Genomic DNA, 19162 nt, shown 5'->3' with positions numbered 1-19162 from the left:
CCGTACTCGCGCACGCCCCCGGACGTCGCATCGCCGACGTCGTCGCGACGACCGCTACGGTGGGCGCGTGACCGTCCGCGCCGTCGTCCTGCCCGGCACCCCGCTCCTCGTCCCCGGCGCGGCGGGCGCCGCCTCGGTGCTCGACGCCACGCGCACCGCGGCGCTCCTGGCGCTGGGTCGACTGGTGGACGGCGTCCCGCCTCTGCGGCGGGACCCGTCCACCCCAGCCTCCGTGGTCGTCGTGGCGCCGGGAACCGCGCGGACGCGCGGACCGGCACGGGCGTCGCTCGCGGCGGCGGGCGTCGCGGACGCCTGGCTCGACACCGCGTGGGCCGTCGCTACCCGTGCGGACGGGCCGGGCTCCGCCGTGGCGGGGACGGCTGCGTCGGTCGGGCTCCTCGCCCTCGCCGGCGCCGGCTGGACGGGGCCCGCCGACGTCGTCGAGCTCGACGACGACCCGGCCGCCGCGCACGCGCTCGGCGCCGACCTCGCGCGGCAGGGAGCGCGGCTCGTCGTCGTGCACGACCCGCGGAGCGCGGCACCGGACGCCGTGCTCGCCGGCTTCGGCGCGACGCCCGGCACCGGCCACCGCCACGTGACGACCGGGGAGTACGAGGGGCGCGGCTACGAGGTGCGCTGGTACGACGACGGCGCCCTCGCCGCGCCGGGGCCGGCCAGGTCCGTCAGCCGCTGAGCCCCGCCCCGACGGCGGCGGCGTCCTGCTCGCGCCCGAGACGCCGCAGCGTCGCGACGAGCTCGTTCGCGACCATCGTCCGCGCGTCGCGGTCGTGGACGATCGCGAAGCCCTCCATCGCGGACTCGAGGAGGTCGACGGCGTCCGCGTCCGCGCCGGCCTCGCTCCGCGAGCGACCCGCGAGCCAGAACGCGTGCGCGGCGTCGGCGACCTGGCCGGCGCGGGCGAACTCCTCGGCCACCGCCTCGGCGAGCGTGGCCGCGGCGTCGAGCTCTCCCGCGGTCGCCAGCAGCCGGGCACGGGTGTCCCGCAGGTCGCGGCGCTCCCGCTCGTCGGCCGCGGAGTCCCGTTCGACGAGGTCGGCCGCGCGCGGAGCCTGCTCGGAGGCGTCCGGGCCCGGCGCGTCGAGGTCGTCCAGCGTGCGCTGGAGCTGCGCGAGCGCGCCGGTCACGTCGCCGCGCCCGGCTTCCAGCCGCGCGTACGCACGCACGACCGGCCCGACGAACCGGGGCGCGACACCGCCGGCGCGCACCAGCGCGAGCGCGTGCACGAACGCCGGGGCGGCACCCTCGTCGTCGCCCTCGACGGCCGCGAGCTGCGCGGCCTCGGCGAGCGCGAACCCTGCCCGATCGAGGTGGCCCGCCGCCTCCAGCAGCGCCGACGCGCGCCGCAGGAGCTGCGCGGCGCGCACCGGGTCCTCGCGCGTGACCTCGTCGGCGAGCCGGAGAAGTCCCTCGGCGTCGGTGGGCTCGTCCGTGGCGTGCCCGGCGTCGTCCGCGCCGAGCGCGGTGCGCACGAGGTCCGCGCCCGGGACGTCTCCGGTGGGCGACGGGGCCGGGCCGTCCGACGAGAGCACCGCCGCCCGGTCGTCCGCCACGTCGGCGCCGCCGACGGTCTGTCCGGCCGGAGCACCGACCACGGGCTCCGGTGCGGCCGACAGGACCGAGAGGTCCACGGGCAGGGAGCGGGTCCCGTGGTCCCACGCGGCGCGGAGCCGCTCCGACGCGGCGGTCGTGCCGTTGCGCTCGTCGAACGCGCGCGCGAGCCCGGTGGCCTCGCGACGCGCCCAGTCGTCGAGCTCCGCGACGGTCGTCGCCGGCACGTCGCGCAGGGCGAGCGGCGCGTCCGCGTGCTCGGCCCGCAGCACGCCCGTCGCGACGCTCACGCTCGTGAGGAAGCCGAGCCGGTCGCCCGGCGAGTCGGCCTCGGTGAGGAACGTCTGGTGCTCGGCGAGCAGGCGCAGCGCGCGCGACGCGTTGCCCGTGCGCGCGAGGAACTCGACGTGCCGGCCCTTCGGCCCCGTCATCGACACGCCGGTGTCGAGGTGCCGCACCCCGCGCCGGTGCGTACGGGCGGCCGCCTCCGCGTCGCCGACCTCCAGGTACGCGAGCTGCAGGTGGGAGAGCATGTCGCCGGGCTCCGTGGCGCACGAGGGCGACCCCTGGAGCACCTGCTCGAGGAGCCGGATGCCCTCCTCGTGGCGACCCGTCTCGAAGAGGTACGCGGCGCGGTCGCCCGGCTCGCACGCCTCGCACTGGGAGTACTCGTCCCGCGGGGTCGCGACCCACGCGCGATAGGCGTCCTCGACGTCCGCGCCGCCGCGCTCGCGGGCCCACTCGAAGCGCTCCAGCGCGACGGCGTTCGTGCCGTTCCCGGCGAGCGCGTAGCGCCGCGCCATGTCGTCGAGCGTGCGCTCGATCTGCGCGGCGGGGACCGTGGGGAACTCCATGAGGTGCCCGACCATCCACTTGAACGACCAGAAGAGCGAGTGCGCGTCCTCGGCGTCGAAGTGCTCGGGGTGCTCGTCCCACCAGCGGAGCATCTTGGTGAACGGCAGGTAGGCCTTGGTGACCTCGCCGCCCCAGACGAAGGACTCGACGAGGACGAAGAGCGCGTACGCGCGCGCCCCGTCCGGCCCCTCGGCCTCCACGCGCTCCACCTCGGCCGCGGCGGCCGTGGAGCGCGCGAGGCCGTAGGGCATGCGGCGGACGTCGTACAGGGCGGCGTTCACCTGGTCCACGGACCGGGTCATCGGTTCTCCTCGTCGGTGTGCGGGTCGATGTGCGGGTCGGTGTGCTGGTCGGGGCGGGGGGTCGCGAGGGCGCGGGCCAGCAGGAGCGACAACGAGTCGTTCATGAGCGCGGCCTCGACCGGCTGCAGCGGCTTTCCCGAGGCCAGCACCGCCGTGACGTACAAGGACCGCGCGCCGGCGGCACGGACCTCGGCGTCGGGGCTCGCGAGCAGGTCGCGCACGGTGTCGTTGGCGTCGTTCAGGACGAGCCGGCGCGGTCGGGCCGGTCCGCTGATCCCCGCGAGGATCTCGCCCCAGAGGTCGTCGGTCTCGGCCACCCGGGCCGCCTCGCGCGCGTGGTCGCCGTCACGGTCGTGCAGCAGCATCGCCGGCAGGGCGTCGGGCTCGTACCGGCGCAGCACCACGTCGCAGTCCTGCTCGGCGAGAGCGGCGTCGACCGACGCCAGCGCGTCCGCCACCTCGAGCTCGCGCAGCGGCTCGACCTCGGCGAGGACGTGCGCCACGTCGGTCGCGGCGACCGGCGACAACCGCCACCGCGGGAACCGTGCGGCGACGCGCTCGAGCAGGTCCGCGTCGTAGACGTACCCGCCGTTGACGACGGCGAGGCCCTGCGCGGCCGCGACCGGGGCGATGCGGCGGAACTCCTCGACGCTCGAGGTGTAGAGCAGGCGGCCCTCCGGGTGGGCCTCCGCGAGGTCGGCGAGCGTCCCGGTCCCGGCGGTCGTCTCGAACGGCAGCACGCGCGCCGCGACGTCGAGCATCTCGTCGTCGGTGAGCGCGAGCGCCCGGACCGCGAGGTGGTGGGTCTCCAGGAAGCGTCGCGCGAGGACGGTGTCCGCCGCGAGCGTCTCGAGCAGCCACCGGCGGACCTGCGCGCCGAGCGCGTCCCGGGTCGCGAGCAGGACCTCGTCCTCGTACAGGCCCTCGCGCGACGCGGTCGGACGCAGCACGGACGCGTCGAGGACGCACCGGACGAAGAACGCCCACGGGGGCAGCAGGTCGTCGACCGCGCTGCCGAGCAGCATGCGCTTGAGGTAGACCCGGTGCCGCGCCGTGGTCGTCGGCGCGACCGCCGCGGGCAGCACGTACGCGACGCCGGACAGCCCCGCGAGGGGCAGGTCGAGGTCGATCCGGGCGAGCGGAGCGAAGCCGAGCGTCCGCTCGGCGTAGCCCGTGAGCGCCGCGTCGCGCGCCGCGGGCGTCGGGTGCGCGGCGCGCCACGGGAGCTCGTCGCCGCTCAGCCGGCGCAGCACGACGCGCGCGTCCGCACCGACCGCGTCCGCGCCGCCCGGCGCCTCGTCGAGGCGCGTCTCGACGAGCAGCTCGACGGGCAGGAGCGAGCCGAAGTCCTGCGCGAGCGCGACCACGGTCTCGGGAGCGAGCCAGTGCTCGGTGTCCCGGCGCGGGCGCAGGCGCACGACGCTCCCGGGTTCCACGGGGGCGTCCGGGTCGTCCGGGCCCAGCTCGACGAGCTCGTACCGCCCGTCCGCGCGGCCCCGCCAGCGCACCGGCGCGACCGGCGCGCCCGACGGGTCCGGGCGGGCCGAGCGCGAGACGAGCTCGATCTCGTCCGCGACCATGAACGCCGAGAGCAGCCCGATGCCGAACTGGCCCAGGAACTCCTCGCGGCCCGAGCCCAGCTCGACGTCGCGCTTGGAGCTGCGCCCGATGGTCGCGAGCAGCTCCTGCGCCTCGTCGCGGGTCAGGCCCACTCCCGAGTCGTGCACCTCGAGACCGCCGTCCGCGAGCGGGCGCAGCAGGATGCGGCTCGGCGCCTCCGGGCCCTCCAGCGCGACCCGCGCCGTGATCGCGTCGACCCCGTTCTGCAGGAGCTCGCGCAGGTAGACGCGCGGGCTGGAGTACAGGTGCCGGGCGAGGAGGTCGACGACGCCGCGCAGGTCGACCTGGAACGCCGCCGTCGCCTCCCCGCCCGGGGCCGTGCCGTGCGGGGAGCCCCCGCCGTCGGTGCGCTCGTGCGCCGCGCTCACCGCGCGTCGACGTCGGCGCCGTCGGTGACGACGGCCTGCGCCGCGGTGTCGGGGAAGCGCTCGTCGAGCGCGTCGAAGAACTGCAGGCCCGTGAACAGGCCGCACTCGACGAGCTGGCCGAGCTGGTCGTCGGCGACGCCGAACTCGAGGTCCGTGGCGACCTCCGTGTACACGGCGACCTGGTCGTCCTCGACGCGCGTGTAGACCTTGGGCCAGATCTTGTCGCGGTTGAACTCGTTGGCGACGAGCACGACCTGCGCCTCGGCGGCCGCGGGCAGCGTCCGGTTCCACCGGCCGCGGACCTGCAGGATCTCCTGCTTCTCGCCCATGAGGAAGAAGAAGAACACCTTGCCGTCCCAGTTGCCGCCGAGGTCCCCGTCGGAGTCGACGAAGTACCGCCAGTCGCGGCTCTTGAGGAACGCCTCGACCCGCTCGCGCGTGACCGGCGCGTTCTGGCTGGTCGGGGCGGCGTCCGGCTTGGTGAAGAAACCCATGTCTCGAGTCCTTGTCGTCGGTGTGTGCGTCCGTGCGCCACCCGCGAGAGGGCGGGTCGGGGCACGCGACGGGGTCGGTGGCGGGCCCGCGAGCAGGCGGACCGTCCACCGGACACACTACGCATCACCGCCCACACGACCCAGGCTCGGACCACCCGGCCGGTACCGTTGCGCGGGTGAAAACCGAGCACGACCCGACCGGCGCGCAGCACCGCGACGACCCGCACGGCCGTCGCGTCGTCGTCGCCGTCGTGGGACCGACCGCGACGGGCAAGTCGGACCTCGCCCTCGACCTGGCCGAGCGGCTGTCCGTGCCCGGCGCGGCGGCGGAGATCGTCAACGCCGACGCGTACCAGCTCTACCGCGGCATGGACGTCGGCACCGCGAAGGTCCCCGTCGACGAGCGCCGCGGGGTGCGCCACCACCTCCTCGACGTGCTCGACCCCGTCGAGGACGCGTCGGTCGCGCGCTACCAGGAGCACGCGCGTCGGGCGCTCGACGAGATCGCCGCACGCGGGGCGCGCGCCGTCGTCGTCGGGGGGTCGGGACTCTACGTGCGCGCCCTCCTCGACGACATGCGGTTCCCCGGCACCGACCCCGCCGTGCGCGCGGCGCTCGAGGCGCGCGCCGAGAGGGAGGGGACGCGCGCGCTGCACGACGAGCTCGCCCGGCGCGACCCGGCGGCCGCCGCGAGCATCGGCCCTGCCAACACGCGGCGGATCGTGCGCGCCCTGGAGGTCATGGAGCTCACCGGGGCGCCGTTCACGGCGAACCTCCCGCGGCAGGCCTTCGTGCGCCCGACCGTCCAGCTCGGCCTCGACTGCGACCGGACGGTGCTGGACGCGCGCGTCGCGGGCCGCGTCGAGCGGATGTGGGCGCAAGGGCTCGTCGACGAGGTCCGTCGGGTCGAGGCGCGGGGCATGGGGCGCACGGCGCGCCGCGCCGTCGGGTACGCCGAGGTGCTGTCCGCGCTCCACGGGGAGACGACGGAGGAGGCCGCGCGCGAGGCGGTCACCGCCAACACGCGCCGCCTCGCGCGCAAGCAGATGGGCTGGTTCGGGCGGGACCCTCGCGTGCACTGGCTCGACGCGCAGTCCCCGACCCGTGTCCAGGACGCCCTCGCCCTCGTCGCCGCGGCCGACGAGCACGCCGCCGCACCCGGCCGGGGCGCGGCCACGGAGGCGGACGAAGCGGACAGCGCCGCCCCGGTGCGCCGTAGTCTGGGCTCATGACGCGCACCCGCTTCACCAAGGGCCACGGGACCCGCAACGACTTCGTGCTGCTCGCGGACACGACGGGCGAGCTCGACCTCACGCCCGAGCTCGTGCGCGCGCTCGCGGACCGCCGCGGCGGGATCGGCGGCGACGGCGTCATCCGCCTCGTCCCGACGGCGCTCGTGCCGGAGTCGCGCGAGGTGCTCGCGGAGGACCCGCACGCCATCTGGTTCATGGACTACCGCAACGCCGACGGCTCCGTCGCCGAGATGTGCGGCAACGGCGTGCGCGTGTTCGCCGCGTTCGCCGAGCGGCTCGGCCTCGTGAGCTTCGCGGGCGGGACCGAGGTCCCCGTCGGGACGCGCGCGGGCGTCAAGCGCGTGCGCAAGGAGGACGACGGCTGGTTCGCGGTCGACATGGGCCCGTGGTTCCTCCCGGGCGGGCGGCCCGCGCTGCACGACGGGTACGACGCGACCGTCGTCGTCCGTGGCTGGGAGGTCCCGCGCCCCGCGCTGAGCGTCGACCTGGGCAACCCGCACACGGTCCTCGCCGTCGCGCGCGAGGACGTGCTGGCGCGCGCGGACCTCACCCAGGCGCCGGTCGTCGAGCCGCACCCGGCGCACGGCACCAACGTCGAGCTCGTGGTGCCGCTGGGCGAGACGACGGCCGACGACGGCACGCTCGTCGGGCGCGTCCGCATGCGCGTGCACGAGCGCGGCGTCGGGGAGACGCCGTCGTGCGGCACGGGTGCGTGCGCCGCGGCGCTCGCGGTCCGCGTCTGGGGCGGTCCGGACGCGCCGGACACCTGGCTCGTCGACGTCCCGGGCGGGACGGTCCGCGTCCGGGCGCTCGAGGGCGACCGCGTCGAGCTCGCCGGGCCCGCCGAGCTCGTCTACTCGGGCGAGGTCGACCTCGCGTCGTTCCTGCCGGCACCGGCCGCGCCGGCGCCCGAGCGCGCCGCCGACGGCGAGACGTCGCCCGGACCTGACGAGCCCGCCGCCGTCGAGGTGCCTGCGCCCGCGGACGGTCGCGCGCCCGAGACGGCCGGGACGGACCGCGCCTCCGCCTGACCGCCGGGCTCAGGCCGGGGCCACGACCTCCAGCACCCGGAAGCCCTTCGCGCTCGCGGCGCGCTCGACGACCGCGCCCGGCAGCAGGGGCGGCAGCGCCTCGGCGAGCCACCGCTGGAGCGAGTCCGACCCGAGGTTGCGCTGCACGACGAGGTGCGCGCTCGCGCCCGGCGCGAGGCGCGGGAGCCAGTGCAGCAGCATCGCGTGGAGGACGTCCTTGCCGACGCGGATCGGCGGGTTCGACCACAGCGCGGCGAACGCGACGTCGTCGGGCACGTCGTCGGGGACGACCGCGCGGACGTTCGACAGGCCGAGCCGCTCCGCGTTGCGCCGCACGAGATCGAGCGCGCGCTCGTTGACGTCGACGGCCCACACGGTCGCGGCCGGGGCCTCCAGGGCCATCGTCAGGGCGACCGGGCCCCAGCCGCAGCCGAGGTCGAGGACGTGCGCCGCGTCGCCGTCGGACCCGTCGTCCGCGCGGGCGGACCGGGCCGCCACGACGTCGTCGAGCGGTGGGGTGGTGCGCAGCAGGACCTGCGTGCCGAGGTCGAGGCGGCCGGGGGAGAAGACGCCGGACGCGACCTCGACCTCGACGTCCCGGCCCGCGAGCCGCACGGAGATCGTGCGGCGCTCGGCGGCGGACGCCGGCTTCGCGGTGAAGTAGTGGTCCTGCGTGCCGTCGTGCGCGGGGTCGACGGCGGGGTCCTGGTCCTCGGTCACGTCGGCCGATCCTACGCGGGCGGGCGCGCGGACGAGGGCGGCCGGGCGCGTCCGCGCGGCCTCACCCGCTTATCCGCTGGCCCCGGGACGATTTCCCGTGCCACGCTTGTTGTGCCAACCGGGCGCACGCGCGCCCCTCCCCGACGAAAGGCGGCACATGAGCGCTACCCCGGCTAACACACCGGCGAACCCCACCCCGGCTCAGGACGAGCCGACCGGCGCGACGCGGGACATCGCGAGCGACGTCGTGGCGCGGGTGCTCGCTCGGGCCGGGACGGCGCGCGCCGAGGGCGGCACGGTCCACGCACGGCACGACGGCGAGCAGCTCGAGCTCGAGGAGCGCAGCGCGCTGCGCCGCGTGGTCGGTCTGTCGACCGAGCTCGAGGACGTCACCGAGGTCGAGTACCGGCAGCTGCGCCTCGAGAAGGTCGTGCTCGTCGGGCTGTGGAGCCCCGGCTCCGACCCGCGCGAGGACGGTGCGCCCACGTCCGCGGAGGAGGCCGAGATCTCGCTGCGCGAGCTCGCGGCCCTCGCCGAGACGGCGGGCTCCCAGGTGCTCGACGGCGTCATCCAGCGCCGCGCGAAGCCCGACCCCGGCACGTACCTCGGCTCCGGCAAGGCCGCGGAGCTCGCGGACGTCGTGGCGGCCAGCGGCGCGGACACCGTCGTGATCGACGGCGAGCTCGCGCCCTCCCAGCGGCGCGCGCTCGAGGACATCGTCAAGGTCAAGGTGATCGACCGGACCGCCCTGATCCTCGACATCTTCGCCCAGCACGCCAAGTCCCGGGAGGGCAAGGCGCAGGTCGAGCTAGCCCAGCTCGAGTACCTCCTCCCGCGCCTGCGCGGGTGGGGCGAGTCGATGTCCCGGCAGGCCGGTGGCCAGGTCGGCGGGGCGGGCGCGGGCATGGGCTCGCGTGGTCCGGGTGAGACGAAGATCGAGCTGGACCGCCGCCGCATCCGCAACCGCATGGCCAAGCTGCGCCGGGAGATCCAGGCGATGGCCCCGGGCCGCGAGACCAAGCGCGCGTCGCGCAAGCGGCACGCGATCCCGTCCGTCGCGATCGCGGGCTACACGAACGCGGGCAAGTCGAGCCTGCTCAACGCCATCACGGGTGCGGGCGTGCTCGTCGAGAACGCCCTGTTCGCGACGCTCGACCCCACGGTGCGCCGCACGCGCACCGAGGACGGTCGCGTGTACACGCTCGCCGACACCGTCGGGTTCGTGCGTGCCCTGCCGCACCAGCTCGTCGAGGCGTTCCGGTCGACGCTCGAGGAGGTCGGCGACGCCGACCTGCTGCTCCACGTCGTGGACGCCTCGCACCCCGACCCCGAGGGGCAGATCGCCGCGGTGCGCCACGTCCTGGCCGACATCCCGGGCGTGGAGGACGTGCCCGAGGTGATCGTGCTCAACAAGGCGGACGTCGCGGACCCCGAGACGATCGCGCGGATCCGGCTGCGCGAGCGGCGCACGGTGGTGGTCTCGGCGCACACGGGCGAGGGGATCGAGCACCTGCGCGAGCTCATCGCGCACGAGCTCCCGCGCCCGGACGTGGAGATCGACGTCGTCGTGCCCTACCACCGCGGCGACCTCGTGCACCGCGTGCACACCGAGGGCGAGATCGACCACGAGGAGCACACGCCCGAGGGCACGCTCCTGCGCGGACGCGTCGCCCAGGCGCTCGCGACCGAGCTCGTCGGAGCCTCGGCCCAGGGCTGAGCGGCCCGCGCCGGACCCCGGCTCGACGCTCTCCGCGACCCCGTGCGGCACCCGCCGCACGGGGTCGCGGCGTGTCCGCCACCGTCGTCCACAGGGCCGCCGCCCCGTGGGCGACCGACCGTAGACTCGGCAGGTGCCCCCCTCCACGCGACCCGCCCCCGACCGCGTCGACGCCGGAGGGCCGCGGACCCCGGCCGGCACCGCGGGAGGCGACGTGCCCGACGTCGACGCGCTGCTCGACGTCGCCGTCACGCGGCTGGGCGGCGCGCGGCGCGACGGCCAGCACGCGATGGCGCGCGCGGTCACCGACGCGATCGAGGGGTCGGAGCACCTCGTGGTGCAGGCGGGGACGGGCACGGGCAAGTCGCTCGGGTACCTCGTGCCGGCCGTGCGGCACGCGGTGGCGACCGACGAGCGGGTGATCGTCTCGACGGCGACCCTCGCGCTGCAGCGCCAGGTCATCACGCGCGACCTCCCGCTGGTGGCCGACGCCGTGGCGGACCGCCTCCCGCGCCCCGTCACCATCGCGCTCCTCAAGGGCTGGCACAACTACCTGTGCGTCCACAAGATCGCGGGCGGGTACCCGGCCGACGAACCGACGCTGTTCGACCTGCCGGGCGAGTCCGCGGGCGCCGCCGACCACCCCGCCGCGCGCGGCGGGACCAGCGCCGCGGCGCTCGGCGAGCAGGTCGTGCGCCTGCGCGAGTGGGCCGAGGAGACGTCGACCGGGGACCGGGACGACCTCGTGCCCGGCGTGAGCGACAAGGCGTGGCGGCAGGTCTCGGTCACCGCCCTCGAGTGCCTGGGCCAGCGGTGCCCTCTGCTCGCGGAGTGCTTCCCCGAGAAGGCGCGCGCGACGGCCCGCGAGGCCGACGTCGTCGTGACCAACCACGCGATGCTCGGCATCGCCGCGATGGGGTCGCCCGGGGTGCTGCCCGAGCACGACGTGCTCGTCGTCGACGAGGCGCACGAGCTCGCCGACCGCGTGACGGCGGCCGCGACGGTCGACCTGTCGGTACCGGCGATCGAGAGCGCGGCACGCCTCGCGCGGCGGCACGGCGGCGTGACCACGGACGCGCTCGACGCGGCGTCGGCGGCGTTCGGGACGGTCGTCGGGTCGCTGCCCGCCGAGCGGTTCCCCGACGGCCTGCCCGACGGCGCGCGCTCGGCGGTCGCCGCGGTGCGCGACGCCGCGCGGGAGGTCCTCTCGACGCTCAAGCCCGAGACCGGGGTGACCAAGCCGGCCCAGCCCGACTCCGGGCTGAAGATGGCGCAGTCGACGATGCTGCAGCTCTTCGAGGTCGCCGAGCGCATGGCCGCGGACCCGACCGGGCACGACGTGCTCTGGTGCTCGCGCCCCGGCGAGGGCGGCTGGTCGGCCGACCGGTTCGGGGAGGGCGCGAGCCGCCTGCACGCCGCCCCCCTGGGCGTCGCGGGCCTCATCCGTACGCACCTGCTCGCCGAGCGGACCGGGGTGTTCACGTCCGCGACGCTCGCGCTCGGCGGCAGCTTCGACGCCGTCGCGCGCACCTTCGGGCTCGGGGGCGGTGGCGAGGGCGGCGACGCCGACGGACCACGGTGGCGCGGCCTCGACGTCGGCAGCCCGTTCGACTACGCGCGGCAGGGCATCCTCTACGTCGCCAAGGCCCTCCCGACGCCGGGCCGTGAGGCCTCCACGGAGCACCAGCTCGACGAGATCGCGGCCCTCGTCGAGGCCGCGGGCGGGCGCACGCTCGGCCTGTTCTCGTCGCGCCGTGCGGCGGTCGCCGCGGCGGAGGCGATGCGCGAGCGGCTCGACGTGCCGATCCTGTGCCAGGGCGACGACCAGCTCCCGACGCTCGTGCGCGAGTTCGCCGACGACCCGGCCACCTGCCTGTTCGGCACGCTGTCGCTCTGGCAGGGCGTCGACGTGCCCGGGCCGTCGTGCCAGCTCGTGCTCATCGACCGGATCCCGTTCCCCCGTCCGGACGACCCGGTGAAGTCGGCCCGGGCGCGGGCGGTCGAGGCGGCGGGCGGCAACGGCTTCATGCAGGTCTCCGCGACGCACGCCGCCCTCCTGCTCGCGCAGGGCGCCGGCCGGCTCGTCCGGTCCACCACGGATCGAGGCGTGGTCGCGGTCCTCGACCCGCGTCTCGTGACCGCGCGCTACGGCACGTTCCTCACGCGGTCCATGCCGGGGTTCTGGCAGACGACCGACCGCGACGTCGCCACCGGTGCGCTCCGGCGCCTCGCCGCCCTAGGCTGAGTCCTTTCCGCGGTCTTCACGATTCCAGCGACTTCACGGAGGCGACATGACGACGAGCACGTCCCCGCAGGGCACGGGCGACGCGAGCACGGGTGGGCCCGGAGGGGGAGCGCGGACGACCAAGCTGGCGATCGTCGGCGCGGGTGCGGTCGGGTCGACCCTGGCGTACGCGGCCCTCATGCGCGGGGCCGCGCGCACCGTGGCGCTCCTGGACGTGAACCGGGCGAAGGTCGACGCGGAGGTGGCGGACCTCCAGCACGGCATCCAGTTCATGCCGATGGCCCGGGTCGAGGGGTCGGACGACGTCGCGGTGTGCGCGGGGGCCGACGTGGTCGTCGTGACGGCCGGGGCGAAGCAGAAGCCGGGCCAGACGCGGCTCGACCTCGCCGAGGGCACGATCGGCCTCATGCGGACGATCCTGCCGGGTCTCGTGGAGGTCGCCCCGGACGCGGTCTACGTCATGGTGACCAACCCCGTCGACATCGTCACCTACGCGGCGCTCAAGTTCTCCGGGCTGCCGCCGTCGCAGCTCTTCGGCAGCGGGACCGTCCTCGACTCCTCGCGGCTGCGCTTCCTCGTGGCCCAGCACTGCGGCGTCGCGGTGCAGAACGTCCACGCGTACATCGCCGGCGAGCACGGCGACAGCGAGATCCCGCTGTGGAGCTCGGCGACCATCGGCGGCGTCCCGCTCCTCGAGTGGCCGGGCCTGGGCGGTCGCGGTCCGCTCACGGCGGACGTGCGCGACGACATCGCGCGCGAGGTCGTGCAGTCGGCCTACCGGATCATCGAGGGCAAGGGGGCGACGAACTACGCCGTGGGGCTCGCGGGCACGCGCATCATCGAGGCCGTGCTCGACGACGAGCACCGCATCCTGCCCGTCTCGACGCTGCTCGACGGCGCGTACGGGCTCGACGACGTGTGCCTCTCGCTGCCGACGCTCGTCGACCGGCGCGGCGCCACCGAGCGGGTCGAGGTCCCGCTGTCCGACGCGGAGCTCGCCGGGCTGCGCTCGTCCGCCGAGTCGCTGCACGCCGTCGCCCGGCGCTTCGGTCTCTGACCGACCGGTTCGCCGGCGGGTCCGGAACGGCGTGAGAGCCGGGTGGTCGACGACCACCCGGCTCTCGGCGCTTCCGCCCTCGAGGTACCGGCGCCCGCCTCGTCCGCCCCGCGAGGGACCGCTCGGGAGGGTGCGGCGACGGACGGTCCGTGCGGCTCAGAGGCTGCGCAGCACGGAGACGACGCGGCCGAGGACCTGGGCGTCGTCGCCAGGGATCGGGTCGTACGCGGCGTTGTGCGGCATGAGCCAGACGCGACCGTCCGCGCGGCGCAGGGACTTCACCGTGGCCTCGCCGTCGATCATCGCCGCGACGATCTCGCCGTTCTCCGCGACGGGCTGGCGGCGGACGACGACCCAGTCGCCGTCGCAGATCGCGGCGTCGACCATCGAGTCGCCCTGCACCCGCAGGAGGAAGAGCTCGCCCTCGCCGACGAGCTGGCGAGGCAGCGGGAAGACGTCCTCGACGACCTGCTCCGCGAGGATCGGGCCGCCGGCGGCGATGCGGCCGACGACCGGGACGTAGGACGGAGCCGGGTGCGCCTCGTCGTACGCGGGCTCGGGCGCGGAGCCCGCTGCCGTGAGCGGGGTGGCGCGGCGCGCGTCGTCCGGCTGGACGACCTCGATCGCGCGGGGGCGGTTCGGGTCGCGACGCAGGAAGCCCTTGCGCTCGAGAGTCGTGAGCTGGTGCTTCACCGACGACGGGCTCGTCAGGCCCACGGCCTCGCCGATCTCTCGCATGCTCGGCGGGTAGCCGCGCTGCTCGACGCACGCGCGGATGGTCTCGAGCACGAGGCGCTGGCGCGGCGTGAGCCCGTCACCCCCCGCCGACCCGTCCGGGAGCTCCCGCACCTCGGCGAGCCCCCGTGCCCTGTCCGTGCCTCGTCCCGCCATGGTCGCTCCGCCTTCGTCCGTCGCGGCCGCCGACGCCTCCCGGGCGTGCGGCCTCCCCTCCCCGGGGCGTGCGCTCCGGGACCTCGGTCGCCCCTCCGGGTCCGAGCGGACATGTCCGGCGAACCGACCTGACCCCAGGCTAGGGGAGGTTGCGACACGAATCAAACACCTGTTCGAGCATGTCTCGACTCTGTCGGTCGTTCGTGATAGACCTTCGTACAGGTGTTCTACGTACACGTGTTCGACCGACCCGGTCGGCGCGGAGGCGAAGGGCTCGCGGCGTCCGATCGACCGGGGAAGGCGATCGGGCCCGCGGGCCGGGACGGAGCAGGCATGGATGCGATGGCGATCTCGACGGTCGGGCCCCTCGGCCCTGCGGGCGGGGCGACGGGGCGTGCGGAGGAGCGGCCGCTGCGGCTCACGCGCCGGGGCCGCGTGGTCCTCGTGCTCCTGGCCGCCGCGGTCCTGCTGCTGGCCGCGCGGGTGGGCGTCGCCGTCGCGAGCGGCCCGGGCGAGCCCGTGGAGGTCCGGGTGCACGTCGTGAGCTCGGGGGAGACGCTGTGGGAGCTCGCGCAGGGGGTGGCGGCGCCGGGAGAGGACCTGCGCGACGTCGTGAGCGGGCTCGCCGAGCTCAACGGGCTCTCGTCCTCGGGCCTCCAGGCCGGCCAGAAGATCCTCCTCCCGGCGTCCGCCTGAGGCCGGCTGGGCGCCCTCGGTGCGGACGCGAGAGCGCGCTGTGACGCAGGACACGGGCGAAACCGGTCCCCGTGCGGTGCGCAGGGGTTGCGGCATCATTTAGGTCGCCCTAAGTTAGTGTCACCTCACAACGCCGGCTGGGGGGCTGGGCGGACGAGGTGAGGAGCGCGCGGTCCACCGCGACTCCTGTGCACGTCGCCGCGCGTGAGGCGAGTCACGCGCGAGATGGGGACGGGGGCGTCCCGACGGGGGCGGTCGACCACGGCCGCCCCCGTTCTGCCGTCCACGAGCCCCGGTGCAGCCGTCTGCGCGCCGACGACGCGGCGGGCGCGAGCGGCCGGCGTCGGAGGCGTGTTGCACGGTCCCGCCGCGACGGCATACGTTCGTCGCGCCGACCTGTCGGCGCGAACCCCGCGGAGGAGCCCGCCATGCACTGCCCGTTCTGCCGCCACGCGGACTCCCGCGTCGTCGACTCGCGCACCTCGGACGACGGCGCGTCGATCCGTCGGCGCCGCCAGTGCCCCGAGTGCAACCGCCGCTTCACGACGATCGAGACCGCGAGCCTGTCCGTGGTCAAGCGCTCCGGCGTCACGGAGCCCTTCTCGCGCGAGAAGATCGTCAACGGCGTGCGCAAGGCCTGCCAGGGGCGACCCGTCAACGAGGACGACCTCGCGGTGCTCGCGCAGCGCGTCGAGGAGACCATCCGGGCGAGCGGCAGCGCCGAGCTCGACGCGTACGAGATCGGGCTCGCGATCCTCGGGCCGCTGCGCGAGCTCGACGAGGTCGCCTACCTGCGCTTCGCGAGCGTCTACCAGGCGTTCGACTCGCTCGAGGACTTCGAGAGCGCGATCACGTCGCTGCGCGTCGAGCGCGAGGAGCGCGAGACGGCCGCGGCCCGGGCCGAGGAGGGCTCGAGCGGCACCGCTCCGGGGGCGGACGTTCGCGGGGAGGTCGCACCGCACGCCTGAGGCCGCACGCGCGAGGGCACGTCGCGGCCCCGGCAGGGGTCCCGCGTCGTCGGCGCGCGTCCGGCGGGCCTACAGGTCGCTGGACCGCGACGCCCAGATGTTGATGCCGGTGTCCGCGGGCAGCGCGTCGACGGCAGCGAGCTCCTCGGCGGAGAGCGCCGGCGCGTCGAGCGCGGCGAGGTTCTCGTCGAGCTGCCGGGTCGAGCTCGCGCCGAGCAGCACGGACGTGACGCGCTCGTCCCGCATCGCCCAGAGGATCGCCGTCGTGGCGAGGCTGCGCCCGTGGGCGCGGGCGAGGTCGTCGAGCCGGCGGACGTGGTCGAGGTTCGCCTCCGAGAGGAACGCCGGTCGGAGCGGCCCCCCGCGCGCCGCGCGCGAGTCGTCCGGAACCCCGCGCAGGTACCGGTCGGTGAGCATCCCCTGGGCGAGCGGCGAGAAGGCGACGACCCCGAGCCCCGCGGCGCCCGCGACGTCGAGCACGGACGCGCCCGCGGGGTCGTGCGGGTCGGGCTCCTCGACCCACCGGTTGAGCATCGAGTACGACACCTGCGTCACGACGAGGTCGACGCCCACCTGCTCCGCGACCCGGAGCGCCTCCCGGGTGCGACGCGCCGAGTAGGACGAGATGCCCGCGTACCGCGCGCGACCCGAACGGACCGCGGTGGCGAGCGCACCGACCGTCTCCTCGAGCGGCGTCGTCGGGTCGAAGCGGTGGGAGTAGAAGATGTCGACGTGGTCGAGCCCGAGGCGACGCAGCGAGGCGTCGAGCGAGGAGAGCAGGTACTTGCGCGAGCCGCCCTCGCCGTAGGGGCCGGGCCCCATGCGGTAGCCGGCCTTGGTCGTCACGACGAGCTCGTCGCGCACCGTCCGCAGCTCGCGCGCGAGGAGGTGCCCCAGGGACTCCTCGGCCGCTCCGCCCGGCGGGCCGTAGTTGTTCGCGAGATCGAGGTGGGTCACGCCGCGGTCGACCGCGTGCAGCACGATCTCGCGCTGCGTCGCCCGCGGGTCGGCGTCGCCGAAGTTCTGCCACAGGCCCAGCGACACCGCCGGCAGCGCCAGCCCGGACCGACCGAGACGGCGGTGCGGCAGCGGGGCCCGGTCCGGGGACGGGGGAGCGGCGGAGGCGGAGGAGTCGGTCGGCACGCGGCCGACGCTACCCGACACCGTCCGGCCGTCCGTCGGAGACCGGCCGACCGGCGGACAAATCAGGTGGCGTCCGGCGACGCGGTGCGGGAGGCTGGCGAGGTGCCCGCACCGTCGGGCCGACCGCAGTGCACGACCGAGTTCCCCCATCGACGAGGAGACCGCCATGGCGTCCGACCAGCAGCGATCCGCTGCAGACACCGCACCGACCGACGAGGCCAAGGCGAAGTTCCGGGAGGCGCTCGACCGGAAGAACGCGGCGCGCCACCGCACGGCCGACGGCGAGTCCAACACCGGGTCGGTGCACGGGTCCGAGACCGTGGGGCCGGTCCAGCGCACGTTCCGCCGCAAGTCCGGCTGACGGCCGCCTCCGGCTCAGCGTTCGTCGTCGTCCGGTCGCCCCGTCGGGGGCGGCCGGACGACGTGCGTCGGCGACCCTGACGGGGAAGTGTGGCTAGGCCTCCGATCGGGCGAAGCGTCGCCCCGTCACCTCACGGACCTCGATGACGACCCATTCCTCGGTCGGGACGTCCACGACGGGGACGAGGGGTGCGGCGTCCTCCTGGACGGCGTCGACCTCGTGCTCGCTGCGCGGCCGGTGCGCGGTGCCGCGGGCGACGACGCTCCACGCCCCGTCGTCGTCCACGTGGTCCCACTCGAGAGCGACGCGTTCGTTGGTCGCCAGGGTCGCGAGCTTGGTCCCGGGGACGGTGCGGAACGCGAGCGTGCGCTCGTGCGCCCGCACCGTGACGGGGTAGATGTCCGGCTCGCCCCGCACGCTCACGGCGAGGCGTGCGACGTGGGTCCCCTCCACGAGGTCCCACGACGCGTCGGCGTCGAGGATCTGCGGCCCGTCGTGCGTGTATCCGGTCATGCCTCATCGTGGCACCGCCGAGCGCGGGGCGCTCAGCGGCGAAGGTCATGCCGCCCGAGGACCTTCGCCGCGTGCGCCGGGGCGACCCGGTGCACGCGGCGAAGGCGCTCGCGGTGGGCGTCAGTCGAGGACGCGCAGGGCGATCGTCTGCTCCATCGCGGCCAGGGCCTCGATGACGGCGGGCTCGACGCGCGAGCCGACGTCCGTGACGACGTAGCCGATCTCGCCACGCGTGGCGAGGAGCTGGCCCTCGATGTTCGTGCCGTGCTCCGCGAGGGTCGCGTTGACGGCCGCGAGGACGCCCGGCGTGTTCCGGTGCAGGTGCGTGATGCGCGTGATCCCGGTCGTCTGCTCGAGCGCGAGGTTCGGCACGTTGACGCTGAGCGTCGTCGAGCCCGTCGTGAGGTAGTCGCGCAGCTTGGCCGAGACGAACTGGCCGATCGCCTCCTGCGCCTCCTCGGTCGAGCCACCGATGTGCGGCGTGAGGATGACGTTCGGCAGGCCGCGCAGCTCGGAGTCGAACGCGTCGCCCTTGCGCTTGGGCTCGTGCGGGAACACGTCGACGGCGGCGCCGGAGACGCGGCCCTCCTCGATCGCCTCGCGCAGCGCGCCGTAGTCCACGACGAACCCGCGCGACAGGTTGAGGAAGATCGAGCCCTGGCGCATGCGGGCGAACTGCTTGGCGCCGAACAGCCCGGCGTTGCCCTGGCGGCCGTCGACGTGCAGCGTGACGACGTCCGCCTGCTCCAGCAGCTCGTCGAGCGTGTCCATGCGTCGCGCGTTGCCGAGCGCGAGCTTCTCCGCCGTGTCGTAGAAGACCACGGACATGCCGAGGTTCTCGGCCACGACCGAGAGCTGGGTGCCGATGTTGCCGTACCCCACGATGCCGAGCGTGCGGCCGCGGACCTCGTGCGCCCCCTCCGCCGACTTGTCCCAGCGGCCCTCGTGCAGCGCGCGGTCGCGCTCGGTGAGCCGGCGCGTGAGCGCGATGATCTCGGCGAGCGCGAGCTCGACGACGGAGCGCGTGTTCTGGAACGGGGCGTTGAACACGGCGACGCCCTGCGACGCGGCGGAGCGCAGGTCGATCTGGTTCGTGCCGATGCAGAACGCGCCGAGCGCCACCAGGTCGGGGGCGTTCTCGAGCACGTTCGCGGTGACGTTCGTCTTGGACCGGATGCCGAGGAGGTGGACCCCGTCGAGGGCCTCGATCAGCTCGGACTCGTCGAGGGCGCCGGTGCGGACGGTGACGTCGATCCCCGCCGCCTCGAGGTTCGAGGCGGCGAGAGGGTGCAGGTTTTCAAGGAGGAGGGCGCGTAGCACGCTCCCATGGTGCGCCCGGTCCATGGTCCGGGCCAAACG

At 75.5% G+C, this 19162-nt stretch carries 17 protein-coding genes; 9 read left to right on the top strand and 8 right to left on the bottom strand.

All coding sequences use genetic code 11. The features are described from left to right. The first annotated feature begins 67 nt into the window (after nt 1-67). A complete protein-coding gene (locus ACTJIY_RS08375; protein ID WP_440674185.1) occupies nt 68-694 on the top strand; it encodes a hypothetical protein in 627 nt (208 codons plus the stop codon). On the opposite strand, the gene ACTJIY_RS08370 is transcribed toward ACTJIY_RS08375, so the two are convergent. Genes ACTJIY_RS08370 through ACTJIY_RS08360 form a run of 3 tightly spaced genes read right to left on the bottom strand, consistent with a single transcriptional unit; the run spans nt 684 to nt 5208 of the window. Next, nucleotides 684-2726 carry a hypothetical protein gene (locus ACTJIY_RS08370; RefSeq protein ID WP_440674186.1) on the bottom strand — a complete coding sequence of 681 codons (2043 nt, stop codon included), beginning with the start codon at nt 2724-2726 and terminating at the stop codon, nt 684-686. The two genes, ACTJIY_RS08375 and ACTJIY_RS08370, sit on opposite strands and share 11 nt — an antisense overlap. Next, entirely contained in the window at nt 2723-4714 is a 1992-nt protein-coding gene (locus ACTJIY_RS08365; RefSeq protein WP_440674187.1) for an HSP90 family protein, read from the bottom strand. Before ACTJIY_RS08365 ends, ACTJIY_RS08370 begins: the two co-directional genes overlap by 4 nt. Further along, the gene (locus ACTJIY_RS08360; RefSeq protein WP_253051339.1) at nt 4711-5208 is read right to left on the bottom strand and encodes a YbjN domain-containing protein; all 498 of its coding nucleotides are present in this window, start codon (nt 5206-5208) and stop codon (nt 4711-4713) included. Before ACTJIY_RS08360 ends, ACTJIY_RS08365 begins: the two co-directional genes overlap by 4 nt. A 176-nt stretch (nt 5209-5384) precedes the next feature. Between ACTJIY_RS08360 and miaA the strand changes: the two genes are divergently transcribed. Both miaA and dapF read left to right on the top strand, forming a co-directional pair. Further along, nucleotides 5385-6440, top strand: coding sequence for a tRNA (adenosine(37)-N6)-dimethylallyltransferase MiaA (gene miaA / locus ACTJIY_RS08355; RefSeq protein ID WP_440674188.1), 1056 nt, complete (start codon nt 5385-5387; stop codon nt 6438-6440). Continuing rightward, entirely contained in the window at nt 6437-7492 is a 1056-nt protein-coding gene (dapF, locus tag ACTJIY_RS08350; RefSeq protein ID WP_440674189.1) for a diaminopimelate epimerase, read from the top strand. Before miaA ends, dapF begins: the two co-directional genes overlap by 4 nt. Before the next feature lie 9 nt (nt 7493-7501). Here dapF and ACTJIY_RS08345 read toward each other — a convergent pair whose 3' ends face one another. Then, nucleotides 7502-8212 carry a class I SAM-dependent methyltransferase gene (locus ACTJIY_RS08345; protein ID WP_440674190.1) on the bottom strand — a complete coding sequence of 237 codons (711 nt, stop codon included), beginning with the start codon at nt 8210-8212 and terminating at the stop codon, nt 7502-7504. A gap of 157 nt (nt 8213-8369) precedes the next feature. On the opposite strand from ACTJIY_RS08345, the gene hflX reads away from it, so the two are divergent. From hflX to ACTJIY_RS08330, 3 genes are all read left to right on the top strand, one after another. Then, entirely contained in the window at nt 8370-9929 is a 1560-nt protein-coding gene (gene hflX, locus ACTJIY_RS08340; protein WP_253051342.1) for a GTPase HflX, read from the top strand. Nucleotides 9930-10062: 133 nt separating this feature from the next. Beyond that, nucleotides 10063-12174 (top strand): ATP-dependent DNA helicase, encoded by a 2112-nt coding sequence (locus tag ACTJIY_RS08335; RefSeq protein WP_440674191.1) that lies wholly within the window; start codon nt 10063-10065, stop codon nt 12172-12174. Nucleotides 12175-12220: 46 nt separating this feature from the next. Beyond that, nucleotides 12221-13231 (top strand): L-lactate dehydrogenase, encoded by a 1011-nt coding sequence (locus tag ACTJIY_RS08330; RefSeq protein WP_440674192.1) that lies wholly within the window; start codon nt 12221-12223, stop codon nt 13229-13231. 156 nt (nt 13232-13387) lie between these two features. Here the strand turns inward: ACTJIY_RS08330 and lexA are convergent, their stop codons facing one another. Next, the gene (gene lexA, locus ACTJIY_RS08325; RefSeq protein ID WP_253051344.1) at nt 13388-14122 is read right to left on the bottom strand and encodes a transcriptional repressor LexA; all 735 of its coding nucleotides are present in this window, start codon (nt 14120-14122) and stop codon (nt 13388-13390) included. A 333-nt stretch (nt 14123-14455) separates the two neighbouring features. Between lexA and ACTJIY_RS08320 the strand changes: the two genes are divergently transcribed. After that, a complete protein-coding gene (locus ACTJIY_RS08320) occupies nt 14456-14818 on the top strand; it encodes a LysM peptidoglycan-binding domain-containing protein (protein ID WP_440674193.1) in 363 nt (120 codons plus the stop codon). Nucleotides 14819-15246: 428 nt separating this feature from the next. Further along, nucleotides 15247-15786 carry a transcriptional regulator NrdR gene (nrdR, locus tag ACTJIY_RS08315; protein ID WP_253051346.1) on the top strand — a complete coding sequence of 180 codons (540 nt, stop codon included), beginning with the start codon at nt 15247-15249 and terminating at the stop codon, nt 15784-15786. 69 nt (nt 15787-15855) lie between these two features. On the opposite strand, the gene ACTJIY_RS08310 is transcribed toward nrdR, so the two are convergent. Beyond that, entirely contained in the window at nt 15856-16929 is a 1074-nt protein-coding gene (locus ACTJIY_RS08310; protein WP_440674194.1) for an aldo/keto reductase, read from the bottom strand. A 166-nt stretch (nt 16930-17095) separates the two neighbouring features. Here ACTJIY_RS08310 and ACTJIY_RS08305 point away from each other — a divergent pair, with 166 nt between their 5' ends. Then, nucleotides 17096-17290, top strand: coding sequence for a DUF5302 domain-containing protein (locus ACTJIY_RS08305; protein ID WP_047233781.1), 195 nt, complete (start codon nt 17096-17098; stop codon nt 17288-17290). Between the two features lie 93 nt (nt 17291-17383). On the opposite strand, the gene ACTJIY_RS08300 is transcribed toward ACTJIY_RS08305, so the two are convergent. Beyond that, nucleotides 17384-17803: a pyridoxamine 5'-phosphate oxidase family protein gene (locus ACTJIY_RS08300; protein ID WP_353706722.1), complete on the bottom strand. Its 420-nt coding sequence runs from the start codon at nt 17801-17803 to the stop codon at nt 17384-17386. A gap of 120 nt (nt 17804-17923) precedes the next feature. Beyond that, nucleotides 17924-19123, bottom strand: coding sequence for a phosphoglycerate dehydrogenase (serA, locus tag ACTJIY_RS08295; RefSeq protein ID WP_253051349.1), 1200 nt, complete (start codon nt 19121-19123; stop codon nt 17924-17926). Between the last annotated feature and the right edge of the window lie 39 nt (nt 19124-19162).

This window comes from Cellulosimicrobium sp. 22598 (assembly GCF_052044445.1).
Lineage (GTDB): Bacteria > Actinomycetota > Actinomycetes > Actinomycetales > Cellulomonadaceae > Cellulosimicrobium > Cellulosimicrobium cellulans_G.
The sequence above is the reverse complement of the archived record's forward strand: the minus strand, read 5'-3'. Positions and strand labels throughout refer to the sequence as shown.

Coding starts and splice junctions, on each gene's coding strand:
- ACTJIY_RS08300 (WP_353706722.1), bottom strand. CDS start 17,803: ATGACCGGATACACGCACGACGGGCCGCAGATCCTCGACGCCGACGCG.
- ACTJIY_RS08330 (WP_440674192.1), top strand. CDS start 12,221: ATGACGACGAGCACGTCCCCGCAGGGCACGGGCGACGCGAGCACGGGT.
- nrdR (WP_253051346.1), top strand. CDS start 15,247: ATGCACTGCCCGTTCTGCCGCCACGCGGACTCCCGCGTCGTCGACTCG.
- ACTJIY_RS08370 (WP_440674186.1), bottom strand. CDS start 2,726: ATGACCCGGTCCGTGGACCAGGTGAACGCCGCCCTGTACGACGTCCGC.
- ACTJIY_RS08320 (WP_440674193.1), top strand. CDS start 14,456: ATGGATGCGATGGCGATCTCGACGGTCGGGCCCCTCGGCCCTGCGGGC.
- hflX (WP_253051342.1), top strand. CDS start 8,370: ATGAGCGCTACCCCGGCTAACACACCGGCGAACCCCACCCCGGCTCAG.
- dapF (WP_440674189.1), top strand. CDS start 6,437: ATGACGCGCACCCGCTTCACCAAGGGCCACGGGACCCGCAACGACTTC.
- ACTJIY_RS08360 (WP_253051339.1), bottom strand. CDS start 5,208: ATGGGTTTCTTCACCAAGCCGGACGCCGCCCCGACCAGCCAGAACGCG.
- ACTJIY_RS08305 (WP_047233781.1), top strand. CDS start 17,096: ATGGCGTCCGACCAGCAGCGATCCGCTGCAGACACCGCACCGACCGAC.
- lexA (WP_253051344.1), bottom strand. CDS start 14,122: ATGGCGGGACGAGGCACGGACAGGGCACGGGGGCTCGCCGAGGTGCGG.